Origin of the sequence: Paenibacillus sp. MER TA 81-3, assembly GCF_023713585.1 — a bacterium.
GTDB lineage: Bacteria > Bacillota > Bacilli > Paenibacillales > Paenibacillaceae > Paenibacillus_B > Paenibacillus_B profundus.
In genome coordinates this window covers 55,374-69,902 of record NZ_JAMAWB010000021.1, presented here as the reverse complement: position 1 = coordinate 69,902, position 14,529 = coordinate 55,374, and the positions used below count along the sequence as shown (strand labels likewise).

14 protein-coding genes and 2 pseudogenes are annotated in these 14,529 nt (G+C 40.6%); 3 read left to right on the top strand and 13 right to left on the bottom strand.

The window, feature by feature from the left end:
* Window positions 1-91 precede the first annotated feature (91 nt).
* From M3650_RS24515 to M3650_RS24505, 3 genes are all read right to left on the bottom strand, one after another.
* Window positions 92-919 (bottom strand): CPBP family intramembrane glutamic endopeptidase, encoded by an 828-nt coding sequence (locus M3650_RS24515; RefSeq protein WP_251578625.1) that lies wholly within the window; start codon window positions 917-919, stop codon window positions 92-94.
* 109 nt (window positions 920-1,028) lie between these two features.
* Entirely contained in the window at window positions 1,029-1,823 is a 795-nt protein-coding gene (locus tag M3650_RS24510; protein WP_251578623.1) for a MerR family transcriptional regulator, read from the bottom strand.
* Window positions 1,824-1,964: 141 nt separating this feature from the next.
* The gene (locus M3650_RS24505; protein ID WP_251578621.1) at window positions 1,965-2,336 is read right to left on the bottom strand and encodes an iron chaperone; all 372 of its coding nucleotides are present in this window, start codon (window positions 2,334-2,336) and stop codon (window positions 1,965-1,967) included.
* 297 nt (window positions 2,337-2,633) lie between these two features.
* Between M3650_RS24505 and M3650_RS24500 the strand changes: the two genes are divergently transcribed.
* Entirely contained in the window at window positions 2,634-3,131 is a 498-nt protein-coding gene (locus M3650_RS24500; protein ID WP_251578619.1) for a DinB family protein, read from the top strand.
* A 336-nt stretch (window positions 3,132-3,467) separates the two neighbouring features.
* On the opposite strand, the gene M3650_RS24495 is transcribed toward M3650_RS24500, so the two are convergent.
* Entirely contained in the window at window positions 3,468-4,025 is a 558-nt protein-coding gene (locus tag M3650_RS24495) for a DinB family protein (RefSeq protein ID WP_251578617.1), read from the bottom strand.
* A 290-nt stretch (window positions 4,026-4,315) separates the two neighbouring features.
* Between M3650_RS24495 and M3650_RS24490 the strand changes: the two genes are divergently transcribed.
* Together M3650_RS24490 and M3650_RS24485 are read left to right on the top strand one after the other, a co-directional pair.
* Window positions 4,316-4,471 carry a hypothetical protein gene (locus M3650_RS24490; RefSeq protein ID WP_251578615.1) on the top strand — a complete coding sequence of 52 codons (156 nt, stop codon included), beginning with the start codon at window positions 4,316-4,318 and terminating at the stop codon, window positions 4,469-4,471.
* Window positions 4,468-5,106, top strand: coding sequence for a copper amine oxidase N-terminal domain-containing protein (locus M3650_RS24485; RefSeq protein WP_251578613.1), 639 nt, complete (start codon window positions 4,468-4,470; stop codon window positions 5,104-5,106). The genes M3650_RS24490 and M3650_RS24485 overlap by 4 nt, the downstream gene beginning before the upstream one ends.
* A 51-nt stretch (window positions 5,107-5,157) precedes the next feature.
* Here M3650_RS24485 and M3650_RS24480 read toward each other — a convergent pair whose 3' ends face one another.
* The 9 genes and pseudogenes from M3650_RS24480 to M3650_RS24440 all read right to left on the bottom strand — a co-directional run bounded on the left by M3650_RS24480 (window position 5,158) and on the right by M3650_RS24440 (window position 14,484).
* Window positions 5,158-5,343, bottom strand: a complete 186-nt coding sequence (locus M3650_RS24480; RefSeq protein ID WP_251578611.1) for a hypothetical protein — start codon at window positions 5,341-5,343, stop codon at window positions 5,158-5,160.
* 416 nt (window positions 5,344-5,759) lie between these two features.
* Window positions 5,760-7,025, bottom strand: coding sequence for an L-lactate MFS transporter (locus M3650_RS24475; RefSeq protein WP_251578609.1), 1,266 nt, complete (start codon window positions 7,023-7,025; stop codon window positions 5,760-5,762).
* A 161-nt stretch (window positions 7,026-7,186) separates the two neighbouring features.
* Window positions 7,187-7,933 carry a LytR/AlgR family response regulator transcription factor gene (locus tag M3650_RS24470; protein ID WP_251578607.1) on the bottom strand — a complete coding sequence of 249 codons (747 nt, stop codon included), beginning with the start codon at window positions 7,931-7,933 and terminating at the stop codon, window positions 7,187-7,189.
* Entirely contained in the window at window positions 7,930-9,573 is a 1,644-nt protein-coding gene (locus M3650_RS24465; RefSeq protein WP_285848647.1) for a LytS/YhcK type 5TM receptor domain-containing protein, read from the bottom strand. The genes M3650_RS24470 and M3650_RS24465 overlap by 4 nt, the downstream gene beginning before the upstream one ends.
* A gap of 326 nt (window positions 9,574-9,899) precedes the next feature.
* Window positions 9,900-10,061, bottom strand: a pseudogene (locus tag M3650_RS24460) (ATP-binding protein); the annotation flags it as partial.
* A 626-nt stretch (window positions 10,062-10,687) separates the two neighbouring features.
* The gene (locus tag M3650_RS24455) at window positions 10,688-11,533 is read right to left on the bottom strand and encodes a DUF2785 domain-containing protein (protein ID WP_251578605.1); all 846 of its coding nucleotides are present in this window, start codon (window positions 11,531-11,533) and stop codon (window positions 10,688-10,690) included.
* 16 nt (window positions 11,534-11,549) lie between these two features.
* A complete protein-coding gene (locus M3650_RS24450) occupies window positions 11,550-12,176 on the bottom strand; it encodes a DNA methyltransferase (protein WP_251578604.1) in 627 nt (208 codons plus the stop codon).
* Between the two features lie 444 nt (window positions 12,177-12,620).
* Window positions 12,621-12,945: pseudogene (locus M3650_RS24445) on the bottom strand (NUDIX hydrolase).
* 321 nt (window positions 12,946-13,266) lie between these two features.
* On the bottom strand, window positions 13,267-14,484 hold the full coding sequence (locus M3650_RS24440) for a serine hydrolase domain-containing protein (protein ID WP_251578602.1): 1,218 nt from the start codon (window positions 14,482-14,484) through the stop codon (window positions 13,267-13,269).
* Between the last annotated feature and the right edge of the window lie 45 nt (window positions 14,485-14,529).

The window sequence follows — 14,529 nt, the reverse complement described above, 5'->3', positions numbered from 1 at the left end:
TTCCCTTTTCGGTCGTAACCTGCGTGAGGCGGTTGCGGCTATCTAACGCTCCCGATAGTTGAAATGTATAGCTGTACAAACTATCACTAAATCATGTGATGCTTCCATTAATAATCTTTACATCTTCCTTTCCATACAATACTTTCTTTGGATTTATAACGATGATTAAAACTGCTACAACTAAATAAAAAATCGCGTTATACATGATTAAATCGATTAAGTTTTCGTTTATTAAGCCAATAAAAAAATTAAAGAATTGGTGGATGATGATTGGGATAATTAAATTCTGATTTAAGTTATAAAATGCTGTCATGACGATTTTAGTGGATATGAGTGAAATCATAAAGAATAGAATATATTTGATTAAATCAATGCCCACAAACCCTGTAGTAAACCATGTGGGTAGATGCCACATCCCCCACCAAAATCCTATGATTATCGAAGCTTTTAATGGCGAATGCTTCTTTTGGAGCTCAATTTGAGCGAAACCTCTCCACCCTATTTCTTCTCCTAGTGGCCCTGCAAGAAGGTTTTTAAAAAAGAAATAGATCAGCATTCCCCATGATGATATCGTAAAAATAGAGTCTACTTCTCTATTATTAAATACGAGAAACAAAGTCATCACAAATATGAAGGCTTGAATCATACTCACAGTAAGAATCACAGAAAATTTAAGTTTATTTTTGAATTTATCTTTTACAAATTGTATAAAACTCTGCCCAGGATAGATTTTTTTAAATAGCGCCGCAAAAGCAAAGGTTGAGGACCAAGATGATATACAGAACATTACATCAAAGACCCATGCAGGAAATCCTAACATGCTTATGGCTCCTACAAGTAAAAAAAGCGGCAAAAAAATGATATTGGTTAGTAGAATAAAACTTGCTACTGGTTTTTTTAGTTTCATTTCTCTATTCATGCATAATCCCCGCTTCAAACTAAGTATTTCGTAAATATAATAACGCTCATATTTACTAATATCTTCAGCTTAAACCTAGGGGTTACTCACAGGTCAATACATGTCTGCATTATTTTATAGGTGCATAAATTTCTAAAAATATACGTTCAAGTCCCTCTTCATAAGTGGTAAGTAATAGATTTATATAAACTAGCCCCAAAAGCTCATACCCTTTTTCTATTGCTACTTTTCTTAAATTAGCTTCCACGTTATGATCAATACTTTTCCCACCAGTTGACCATCTTCCATCTTCAATAACGGTATACATACATTTTGGATGAGATAGAATTTCACCTTCTATTTTTTTATCAAAGTCTTCTACTTTTCTTACAATGATAAACTTATCTTCTATAATACCTTCTTCATTGAAACTGATGACTCTTCTTAAAGAGGTTAGAGTAACTGCTTTTTTTAAGCTGTCTGTGTTCTCTTTTAGAGTTTCATATTCATCATACGCTGTAAAATGTTCTATTTCTCCTTTTATTTCTAAAGGCTTCATTTCTTTTACTGTGTATTCTCCTAAAAATTGTTTAATTTTTTCGCAATCTTCTTTTACTATCTGAAGCTTTTTTAATAGAAGCTTTTTATATTCTATTTCCTCTAAAACATTTTGTTCTTTCTCTTCTAATAATGATTTTATTCCCTCTATACTCTTGCTTTTTCTTAATTCCTGGATTTTTTTAATTTCAATATCAATTTCTCTATAGAAATTTACTGTTGTTATATCATATATATCAAAATGATTATATTTTCTATACCCATTCTCCATATTTTGCTTAGGCTTTACTAATTCCTTTTCTTCATAAAATTTCAAGGTATCTCTAGATACACCTAAAAATTTAGCTACTTGTCCAATTGTGTACATGATGCTCTCCTTTATCATTACTACATATTCTTTATGGTATTTCATATTTTGAGTACGCAGAAAATTAATGATATAAGTTTTCAGTTTCAAATGTTCTTTTTCTTTTGGACATAAAAAACTCCTTTAGACAATCCGATTTTTTTATTTCCGCCAAAAAGTTGAACAGTCCGCCTTGTCCAAAATATTAAACTCGATCATTTTCTCAAGTAATGAGAAATCAACCGGATGATCCCACCGTATTCGTACCAACTGCTGGGTGTGCTCATATCCAGCCTGTACAATTTCATCGGAAAAATGAACAATCCCTGCCCTTTCAGGGCCAACGGCCAAATGATTTTTGGATACGCTAAAGCCAATGATAAATGTGCCGTGATCGGTAAACATAGGCTGATTCCACGCAATTTTCGGCATTAAAGTTGGAAATGTCTTGGTTACCCAAGCCAAAACTTCTTCCGTTCGCTCCCGATGTACCGGGTTATCGATTTTCGCTAAGAACTCTGCAAATACTTCCATGTCATTCTCTCCTAAAATAAAATTATTATTTTTTAATAACATTATTGTCACTGCACAACAATTCCTATTCCTCGGCCTTCTTTAATCCATTATACGGCATCGGTTATACAACGGACGCGATCGGCCGACCGCTGTCGGAGCCGTCGGCCGTTTACGGGGACGGCTAAGCCCACGGATGCGGAGAACGGACATATGTTTGTCCCGCAAGTCGAACCGTCATCCGATGCCGAACGACCGAGACAAGCCTTTCCGCTCGACCGGGTTTATAGTATGCTAACCATACAAGGGAGGTAATATATGGTGAAACAACTGATTATCGGAGACGCCATGCATGAGCTGGCCAATACGCGCCGCATCCTGGAGCGCTTGCCCGAGGAGCATATGACGTGGAAGCCGCACGTGAAATCGATGACGTTGGGCGGGCTGGCCACTCACCTGATCAACCTGTTGAATTGGCAAGTCGCGATTTTTCTTTACCCGGAATTCGATCTTTCGACCGTGCCGCTGCGTCGGGAACCTTTGGAAAGACGCGAAGACGTGCTGAAGGAATTCGACGCGAACGTTATCAAGCTTGAAAAGCTGTTAGCCGAATGCGACGAGAAAACGTTCGGCGAGGAATGGGTCTTGCGGAACGGCGACCATATCATCCTGCGCCAACCGCGGGCGATCGCGCTACGCACCTTCGGATTAAGCCACATGGTTCACCACCGGGCGCAGCTCGGGGTTTATTTGCGGCTCCTCGATATTCCGGTGCCGGGCCTCTACGGTCCCTCGGCCGACGAGGAAGGCAAATGAACGAAGACGCGCCGAAAAGTCGCAGGGCATCGGCATGACCGCCGGTACTCTGCGACTTTTGTCGGGATGAAAGCTTTTTTCCGCCGGTCATAGCCCAAATGACTTGCTTTTCCGCTAAGCGGCAATCCGCTCTAAATCTGTTTTTTCATATATAGTCTTTACCGGTACTGACCTCTACCTTCTTTGATGTAACGTTCAATCTTCGCTGTTGTCATGTTTTGCGTTTAGCTAAGCCATATGGCACAGAAGAAAGAAGCTGAGGTGTAGAGCGGGTTCGCGTCTTTATTGTACGCCTTGGCCTATTCGACTTCGGCAAGCGTCCCTAACACCGATGTGTCACGATTGCCTATGTATGAAAGCGTCCAGCCGCTCCTTCTGAAGAAGATGGTGGCGGTAATGCATCTCCACCATCGCGAACCATTCGACCGCGTTTAACGCGCCGAAGGCTACGGCCGGATGAACCGCCTTCCGCTCCAGCCGCTCTGGATCTATGCTCTGCAGCGACGCCCCAATCTCATGCATGCGGCACCTTGCTTCCTCCAGCTTGGCGACAAGCTGCTCCTTGCTCTCCGGCTGCGGAGGCGTATACTGCAAGCCTGCAGGTACCTTAATGCGAACTGGCGGGAAGCTCCCTTGCTCGAACACGGCATGGCCGGCCTCCGTCTTCCCGCCGCCCCCCTCGCCACCGGGATCCATGCACTGCTCCGCAAGACGGAGCTGCAAGTTCAGCGTGGAATGGGGCAGATGCAGGTACATTTGCCCAAGCGACCATTCGTTCTCGCTCGGCTTGCGCCACAGTTCCGCCAGACTATACTTGTCCAGTTCCCGCACATAATGCTTCGTAATCTCGTCGAACCGCACCAAAATATCCGTAATCCTCATGTTCTTGTTCATCAAGATCATCTCCTCGAATACTGAAGTACTCTCATTATATGAAAGGGTCACCAATAACGGAACAACATCATAAAGCTAAGTATTTAACAGGAATATGGTCCTATTTCAGTATTTTTTCATTCCTTTTTTTGGTCATTCTTTTACTATCAATAAAAAAATATGTATGTTTTTATCTGATTGTTAAGTGTTAAAATTATTGTGCGTTTTCTGAATTGACATAATAACTATTCCTGCATCGAACCATTTATTACCTTCTATTAGTCATTAATAAAAGATGGGGGAGATACAAAATGAAGAAAATTATATCAGGATTAATACTGACGTTAAGCATTGGTTTTTTGAATAATTCACATGCAATCGCAGGACCACTAGTTAAATCAGAAGAGGATGTTAGACCAATAGAAGTTGTTGCTAATGGTGAATTTATAAAGATGGAGATTACTTGAAAATAAGTGCAAATAGCAGAACTGCCTATAAAAACGAGAAAGTTATACAAATGGATATACCTGCTCAAAATAGAAATGGCCGTATTCTTGTTCCTATACGATTTGTCTCTGAATCCTTGGGGTACAACGTTCAATTTGAATCGATTCGCAAATTTGTTTTCGTTAACTCCAAAGACTATTCGTTTGATTCGAAATTACTGTATCAAGATGACCTTCAAGCAGCACGTAAAGCCGCTATCGCATTACCAATCAACGCGGATTTCAAAACACTTGGTACATTAGATGGTTATCGTTTACACCACTATACGTTCCCTGCAGGAAGAGCAGACACTTACTATTTTGAAGATGGAATTTATACATTTGTACAAGTCAAAGACGGCAAAGCAAATGCAATTGGACAGTTATTTCGGGAACGAAGAGTGCCATCTCAAGCAGCAGGGAATGTTTCACCCGAAATGAGTTTAGATACAGACCCGATCATGGAGGCTTATGATCATCGTAGTGTAATTTTTTTTGAGAACAATGATGGTACGGCTACCACAGGTTACAACGATAATAAAAATAAACCGGTAAATATTAAAACAAAAATCAATCTATATTCTGATATCATACAGAAACTTCCTGACCGCAGATAAAGTGGCTGATCTAAATTTGAAATAGGCAGGGAATAAACCATGCCTATCTCCTTAAGCATGAATACCAGCTTTCTTTAATGAAGCAGTCAAGTTACCGTTTGAGGTTACATAAGTAAATGTTTGCGAAGTGGTTTGATGAGTATAACCTTGTGACCAGAAAACTTCATTTACTTTACCCGTCGGATCAAATAGTGTCCAAGCGCCTCCTCGCGTGGTCTGATATGCGATATTCTTCATTACAATTTGGTTAGTAAATGCCCCTCATGCGATAAGGGCCTGGGATTTTACTGTCAGTAATAATCCTGATCACATGCTCCAATTACAACCCGAGCGTTAATAATGCCATCACTAGTAGTGAAAGAACCTTCATTAAATGTTTGATAGCTGTCCTCACCTTATCATGACAATATTTGTCCTCCAGTTCGTTATATACAAAGGAAAATCAACAAGAACTATATCGTAAATCGCCATATGTGGACTTAGAATAAAGAATTGTTGGTTTGAAATTATCGTCGCGAACACTCGTTCCAATAGATATCCTTATATAACAAAAACAGGCGTCTTTTGCACAGCTTATATGTGCGAAAGACGCCTGTTTGATTTTCTGACACTCTTTCAGTGGCCTTTCTTATCGATAGGAGGTTCCACTGCGATTATCCCACATTGTAATGCGGTTTTAGCACAACTTCTTGTTTCACTTCTTGGTTCTTGTTCGACTGATTACGTTGGCTAGGTACTGAGATAAAGATCGCGAACAAGAAAGAGAGCATACACAAGACCGCGATAACTGTAAAGGTAATATGGAAACCACCGAACAAAGCACTAAGGAACGAACCACCTAAGGCACCTAAACCGAATCCTTGATAAATGATTCCATAGTTCTTGCTCTGGTTCTTCAAGCCGAAATAGTCAGCCACAATCGCTGGGAAGACTGTGATATTACCGCCAAAACAGAATGCGATCACCGCGACACATGTGAAGAAGATGCCTAGGTTCAAAGGTATGAAGCTTAAAGTCATGACGGACAATGCCGTTGCGAAAAGCGCTCCAGCTACAACTTTCATACGTCCTACTTTATCGGACAATGCACCGAGAATGATCCGGCCGGCCGTATTGAAAATCGCCACCATAGCTACAGCATTCGCTGCTGTGCTGATATCAAGACCGGCAAGCTGCACACCGATGTCTTTGACGATACCAATCAGATACAATCCACTCATACAAGCTGTGAATAAAATAATGAAGAGCATATACGCTTCTTTCGTACGCAGCATTTCTTTGACTGTATAGTTCCGCCCACTGTGCGATTGGGTATTTGCGTTCGCAGGTGTTTCCGTAATTACGGCTTCTTTGATTAAGATCGAACCGGTAATCACCATCACCATCACGATCAATCCCCAGACCAGAAATGCATAGGAGACTCCCATGGTATTGATAAAATTCGCATTGATATATTTAAAAACCAAGCTGCCTGTCCCAAAAGCGCCCACCGAGATCCCCGATATTAAACCTTTGCGTTCAGGAAACCATTTCATTAAATTCGATAGTGATGTGATATATGCTGTACCATCCGCAAAACCAACAACCACACCAGCAAGCAAGTACAACATCCACAACGATGAAACCTGTGAGCTAGCGACTAGCCCCGCACCGAGAACAGCACCTGCAATTATCGTCAAACGCCGAATTCCAATACGATCCTGAATTTTACCGGCGAACAGTGTCGCAAAAGCCAGTGCAAAACTGGTGATGGAAAACGTAATCGATACGGAGCTAAGCTCCCATCCAAATTTGTCAGCTAACGGCTGATTAAATAAACTCCACGTATATATGGTTCCTAATCCCATTTGTACAATGATTGTTCCAAGGACGATCATCCATCGATTTACCTGCGATTGGGTTGCTTGATGCGTTCTCATGATAGATCCCCTCTTTTCATTCTGCTATGACCAAGATGTGTGCGTTATCTGTAGGGAAGAAAGCCTCTTACGCCTTGCTTTCACACCCTTATCTTACAAGATAAAACGCTTTCTTGAGCCAAGAGCGACATGAAATGACAGGATTACGGAATGAACTGCATTTATATATGCATCAACTGCCTAAATTCTTTGACTTTACTTCGACTGACGGGCACTTTGGCATCCATATCACGTAGACGCAGCAGGTAGGTATTGTTGAACCATGGAACGATTTCATGAATTTGGGACAAATTGACGGTATAGGAACGATGACAACGATAGAATCGATCTTGAGGCAGCATGGCATGAAAGTCCGAAATACTCATCGGCATCGTATAGATACCGCTCTTCGTGAATACGTTCGTCACCTTCTCTTGTGCTTCCGCATAGTAGATGTCATCGCTATCCGTTACAATATATTTATCATTTTTCAGCAGATTAATGCGTTTCTCCTCAGATCTTTGCCTGCTGTCCACAGGATTTGAACTTCCTCCTTGCTGCAGATCCCGTTCGAAGGCGGTCTCCAGCTTACGTAACATCGCGGCAATCCGGTTCTCGTCATAGGGCTTCAAGATATAATCAAAAGCTTCCAGTTCAAAAGCTTGGGCAGCATGTTCCTTATAAGCTGTTGTAAAAATAACATACGGTTTCTGCGCGAACTTACTGATATTAGTCGCTAGCAGCATCCCGTCCAGGGATGGAATGTTGATATCGAGAAAAATCGCATCGACTTCCTTCTCCTGCAGAAATTTAAGCACATCAAGGCCATCCTCGAATCGCTCCACGATTTCAATGCGGCTATGTTTTGTAATCAGATATTCCAGCTCTTCACTGGCTAATACTTCATCTTCCACAATTATCGCTCTCATTGTGTCTCCTTCTGTATGTCAAAAAAGATATTCGTTCCTTGATCTAGTCGCTCCACTGTAACACCATGCCCGAAAATGAGCTTCACACGCTTATGCACATTGAAAAGACCAATATGGTTCGGTGGAACACGTTCCTCCATCACCTGTTTAATGATATCTTCACGGATACCCACGCCAGTATCCTGCACACCAATCCGAATGTAATCTTCTGTATCTTTGATATAGATGGTTACCGTTCCGGGTCCTTTCTCCTTCAATATACCGTGGACAATCGCATTCTCCACTAACGGTTGAATGATGAGACTGGGAATCTTCACGGAGACTTCATCCACATCATAAACAACATGTAACCGATTACCAAAGCGTGCTTTTTCAATTTCTACGTAATTCCGAACCTGCTCCAGCTCCTTATGGATATCGATCAATTCATCCGTTAGCTCCAAATTATAACGTAAATATCCTGATAAATTAACGATCAGCTCCCTCGCTTGATCCGGTCTATTCCGGATCGAGGACCCAATCGCGTTCAACGCATTGAACAAAAAGTGAGGCTGAATGGTTGTCTGCAGCGCTTTGAGCTCAGCTTTATTCGCCATCTCCTTAATCTCTTCCACACGGGACACTTCCATTAATGTCGAAATGATCTGGGATAAACCGACGGCCATAGTCTGCAGCGGATAGGTAATTTTATGCGCTTTCCGATAATAAATCTTCAAGGTCCCAGTAACTTCTTCTCGCTCTTTCAGCGGAATAATGAGTAAGGATTGAATGCCGGGCAGCGCATCGTCCAGCGCATGGTTGCTTATCATGAACTCCCCGCTCCGTATCGTCTGTTTGGTCATATCACTTATGATCTCATGCCGGAATTGATAGCGGTCTTCCCCAAAACCGACGTAAGCGAGCACGTTCGAGGCATCCGTAATCGCCACTGCATCGGCTTGAATATCTTCTTTAATAATGGAACAGATCTTGTGCAATGATTCGGTATTGATGGAGCGGAAATAGGGTAATGTCTTATTCGCAATGTCCAAAGCTAACTTCGCTTGCTGCGCAGCGATTCCTTCCCGCTCACTTTCTACATTCTGAATTAACAAAATGATCAATCCCACATTCAATTGCCCTAGAATCATCGGTGTTGCAATTTTGGATACAATCTCGATACCTAATGTTGCAGGCTGCGCCATGAATATGATCAACAGCATCGTTAATGCCTCGCAAGCCATCCCGGCAACAATCCCGATAAACCAACGTTTCGCTTTAGGTGTTCGAAGATGAATATAGCCAGATACCAGCCCCGCAATAATACTCGTGATGAGACATGGAATCGAGGTCACCCCGCCGATATCGATCAAATAACGATGGATTCCGGACACCACACCCACGACAAGACCGACCCAAGGCCCGAATAAGATGCCTCCTGCCATAATCACGATGATCCGTACGTTGACGAGCGAGCCTTCCACATCGATGCCTGAGTAGGTACCGAATAGTGCAAAGGTACAGAACAGAATCGTAACGACGGCGAACTCCTTCGTTGTCAGCGATTCTTTTTGCAGAATCTGCTTAAAGCTTGGAATACGAGTTATGAAAAACAAAATAATTAGCAATAATGCTGCCCGCTCAAAGAGCTGAAGCAGCATCGTGAAATCTGCGTCTATGGAAACTACCTCCGTTATCACAAGCTGTTGTTTTTATATTTTATCAAAGTTTGCTCTGTTTTCACGTTCCAAATCCATACAAAATATTCAACATACACTTCATATAGAAATCTATAAAACTTGCAGGAAAAGTCAAACGGGTGGTAGATCTATGCTTCCTGGTATGGAGCGTTCGTGGCAGCCGCAAAAACTCGATCATTTTCTCAAGTAATGAGAATGTAGCTTTAAAATAAAGATTAATCAAAAAGTATTCCTATCCTTAACGAGCGAGAGTTTCCGTTTGAAGCAAGCAATGGATAGAGTCAAGCAGCGTGGTACACTAGTCTATCCACGAGAGCAGCGATGAGCTTATTATCGCAAAACACAGAAGTCCATTGTCCAAACTCTAGATTCGAAGTCGCTATCACGCTCTGCCGCTCATAACAATCTGCTGTCACATTGAAAAGCAACTCAGATATAGCTTTAGAATAAAGATTGATCAAATTAATACTAATAGCCTTGATAAACAAGCAAAAAGAAAAAGCGTGTTTTGAAAAAAGATTAATCAAAGCACGCTCTTAATATATTTTATTGAATCATTCTTTTATAAAAAAGTTTGATCATTTCTATGATATTTCCTCCATTAAAGCGCCCTTTAATAGAGGAACATGCCAGAATTATGTTTGATATTACTAGGCTTGCCGTGGCACATGATAAGATCGCAAAAAAGAAAGTGTGAAACCACTAAAAATTACCATGTAAAGAATGTTGGAAACCGCTATTATATAATACCGAAACTTAAAGAAATATCTTCTATTTATGTAAGACTCGTTGGCCTTCCCCATTTAATTAAATACGATTCAAGCTTAGCAAAGTCAGTTTTACCGTATATTAATTTGCTGTTTTTAATTGGTTCAATCTCTACTGTCTGGTAATCAATGATGTTCAAACCCTCACCGGAATTTTTGTGAATCTGGAATACTTCCCCTTCCTTTTGGGCGTGGTGGATGGTACTTCCATTTTACCAAAGGATGGTTTCTTTTTGTTTTTCTTGACATAAAAAGGGGCAATCCCTCAGCCAATTTTCTATGGCTTTTGGGACAGCCCCTCTAATCCTTTAACTGATAGAAAACCTGTTCAATTTTGCCTCAGTACCAAGTATGACAGTGTTAAGCTCATTCCCTCGGCTATCTTGTCCCCTTCTGAAATAGAGACTGCGTAAAAAATTCTTGCTGTTCACGCGAGCAATCACCTGACTGCGACTTCTCGGCAAATTGCAGCATTGCGCTAATCCGCTAATCCAATCAGCGATTTCTTGATGTGGAAGTAACTCTTTGTCAATCATCGTATCCACGATGTTGACCAACCGCTCATCATCCTCATCGCTAAAAATGTGTCTACCATTATGAAGCATACCAGAAATAGCGACAAGAACCTCACGCAGCATTGTGACGCTGCTCTCCTCGCACTGCACCAGCTCGACAAAAACATCCGCACCGTGAGACGCGCTGTGAGCCCAGCCTCCTACTGAAAGGTAACCTCGCAGATCCTTCTCCTCTTTATAATAACGGAGCATTGCATGCATTAATTGCTCAATTTCCGCTTGATTGAAAAATGGATTCTGTCTGTGGCGTTGCACAATCAAAGCGATAGGCAAGGCAGAGAACGTCCTTGTAAAAACTGACTGATCATCCTCGCTGCCAATATTATAGAACAAATGGTTCTCATCAGTCAGAACAGTTAAGAGGCTACGCAACTCCTCTCCACTGAACCTATTCTCTTCCTTAATCCACATATAAAACATCGGATAAATCAGGTTATCCCGTAATTCCGGCTGAGGATCGCCAATATATTGAAGTAACAATGGTAAGAAATCTTGATGCTGCTCACCTTCGCGTAACTGATACTCATCCTTGTCAATTCTTTGCAAATCCAGCATCAATTTGGTCCTTGTATCGCTCATTTTCCCATCCCTCTCATCATTCGTTCACTCGCCCATCATCTAATTTCTTTTCCACATATGTTGAGCCCCAACCCTCTAACCACCTTTTCATTGATTCTTTAGGGTTTGTCCATGACCTAGAACCTGGATAGTGTAGTGCCCCTGTCGCATCACTACTTCTCCAGAGTCCCTCTGAGTCATTATCAGGATTTTTATACTTCGAGTTAGTAGAATCTCCTCGTGGTAATAACCCTGTCTTAGCAATAGATTTATCTTTAGCATATACCAATACGTACTCTGCAGCCGTTGACACATGCTTACTATCATTTTTAGGAGAATAAGACTTTTGCCAATTAATAATCCCTATTCTTTTTTCCTCACCAAATGCTTCATTCATCATCATTCCTAAGTGAAATAGTTCATTATCATCAATACATATGGCTATTACACCAGTTGGTTTAAGCATTTTCCACATCATATGAAGACGTGGCATCATTGCTTTCATCCACTTTGTATGTTTAGAACCATCATCTTCAGAAACTAGAGCCCCAAGGCCTGGGTCATTTGGATCGCTACCCCACTCATCATTATACCGGAAATAATGCCTAGTATTGTACGGTGGAGCTGTCAAAATTAAATCTACTTGTTCTCTATATTTATGCAAGGTGACCATCCCCTGAAGATTTTCGCCCTCAAGAATTATATTTCTAGACTGCTGTTCTTCAGTCCCTACACATAATTTTCTATTAACTCGAGTTACTCTTGGCCTTACCTTTTTATAAATCTCTTCTGCTGTTCGCTTTCCATAAAAACTTAGGGATACCCCTACTCAGTTAAATAAAAATAATTGCGTTCTAAATCCGACAGAAAACTTTATTTCAAATCTACAAAATCTGTCAGTAGAAAATAAAGTATTAGACTAAGTGCCTTTATTACATGCGACTTTTCGAATTGTCATACCACCAGACTCCATAAAATAAGTTTTAGACTGACCTGAGAAATAGGAACAGCGACAGCTAAGAACGAGAAAATAAAGTCCTAGACTGTCGCTGTTCCATTGAACTAACGTGCCCCGTTAGCTTAATGCTATTTGTTCGATATACTGTAACTAAAACTCTTTATCTTCGGGAAAGGAAAATTGCAGTTCTTTTAGCTGCTCAGAGGCTTTCCAGGCAATTTCATAAATAAGACCATCGGGGTCATGGATTGTTGGTTGTCCGTCTAAAATCTCAATCTCGAAATATGTTACATGGTATTCAACTGGACCAAATGCCCCTGACTTACCTTTTATTTCTTTGACGATTTTACATCGGTAACCTGTCTCCTCATAAACCTCCCTAATACAGCATTTTTCCAGGGTTTCTTCTTGTTCTTTCCCCCCCAGACGGTACCGACCATCGTTTCTCTTCTTCTGGTTTACCTTGTAGAACCATTAGTAACTACCTATCAGAATTAACGCATACACCTGCCGCACCAACCCACTTGTTCAAGGAATTCCCTCCATCATCAGCTTGACCTTCACTATGAATTTTAGCATATATTGGGAGGGAACCTGCCCGTTAGCATAGTGAAGTCTGCCTATCAAGTTGAAGTTTCTAAATCCATGGCAATAAAATCCCTCAGATGCATTCATATTCACCTCTTATAGTTGTCTTATTTCATCCTGTATGATCCAGGAAACTTAAATGATCAATGGCGCATTAGTTAGGGCTTACATGGTTGTCTGGCTGAATTAGATTTCCCTTCATAGATGTCTATTGTTTATGAAACGGTATTTCCACACCTTCATCAATAAAGATTCCTTCAGAAATATGGATATAACTCATCGTGTTTCGAATCCAATACAGATTAGGTTCAACTTTAAATAACTGGGTATCATGTTGGTCATGGAAAGATATAATATAGGAGTTTATCCCCTCTTTAATTATGAAGGATGTTTGGTATTCATCAGCGAGTTGATAGGTACCTACAATATTATCAGCACTATTGAATTTCATGATAATAGGATGCTTTGGAGCATCAGGTTCATTACTATCATTGGGTTGGTTTAAGAATTCTAATATTTGCTGCTCGTAAAAAGGGCTTACCTCTTCATTCGTTAATAGAACCGTCACCTCTTCGCTTGTCAAAGAACATAAGCAATGCGACGAATAGCCCGGCCAACCACCAGAGTGACCAATAGAACCGTCTTGAATGATAAACCCACAACCATATGAGCTATCTAACGGTGAAGGAGTAAGGGCGCGATTCACCATTTCAAGTGATACTAATTTACCTTGAAGAAACCCTTTTACAAATCGGGCTATATCTTGAGCTGTGGCATAAATGCCCCCGTCACCATAAAAATCGTGCTTCTTATCAATATCTTTAAAAATCGGATCGTCTATTACATGGATATATTTCTTATTTATAAAATCAAATAGCTTACCGACAGCAGTTGGCTTAGATTTTGGCTTCGTTGTGGTGTTTATAAGTTGAAGAGGTTGGGCAATCATTCTTTGTAAATAATCCTCATAAGATAGTTGACTTGCCTGTTCGATAATTTTAGCTAGCAAGACATAATTTGTATTTGTATAAAGCCAACCGCTACCTGGTAGGAAATAAGGCTTCTTGTTAAGTAAAATATCTTCAATAGTTTCAACTGAAGAATTATCTATATATTCTGGGATACCGGATGTATGCGTCAATAACTCTTCAATCGTTACATCTTGAAAGGTACTTGTGTCAAACCATTTTGTTAGGTTGTCGTTAAAATGAATCACCTTTTTCTCTATTAATTGAAGTACCATCACAGCTGTGTACATTTTGCTTAAGGAAGCAATGTTAAATAGTGTCTCCCCCGTAATCGGAACTAAATTTTTCATATCTGCAGAGCCTATTGTCACATCTACAATTTCGTTATTGCTCGTTTCTACATAAACTGCACCATTGAACTGGATTTTTTCAAGCGTAGAATAAATAGAGCTGAACATAAGTAAGCCCCCTAAATATATTAGTTATCTAACATATTTGATGTG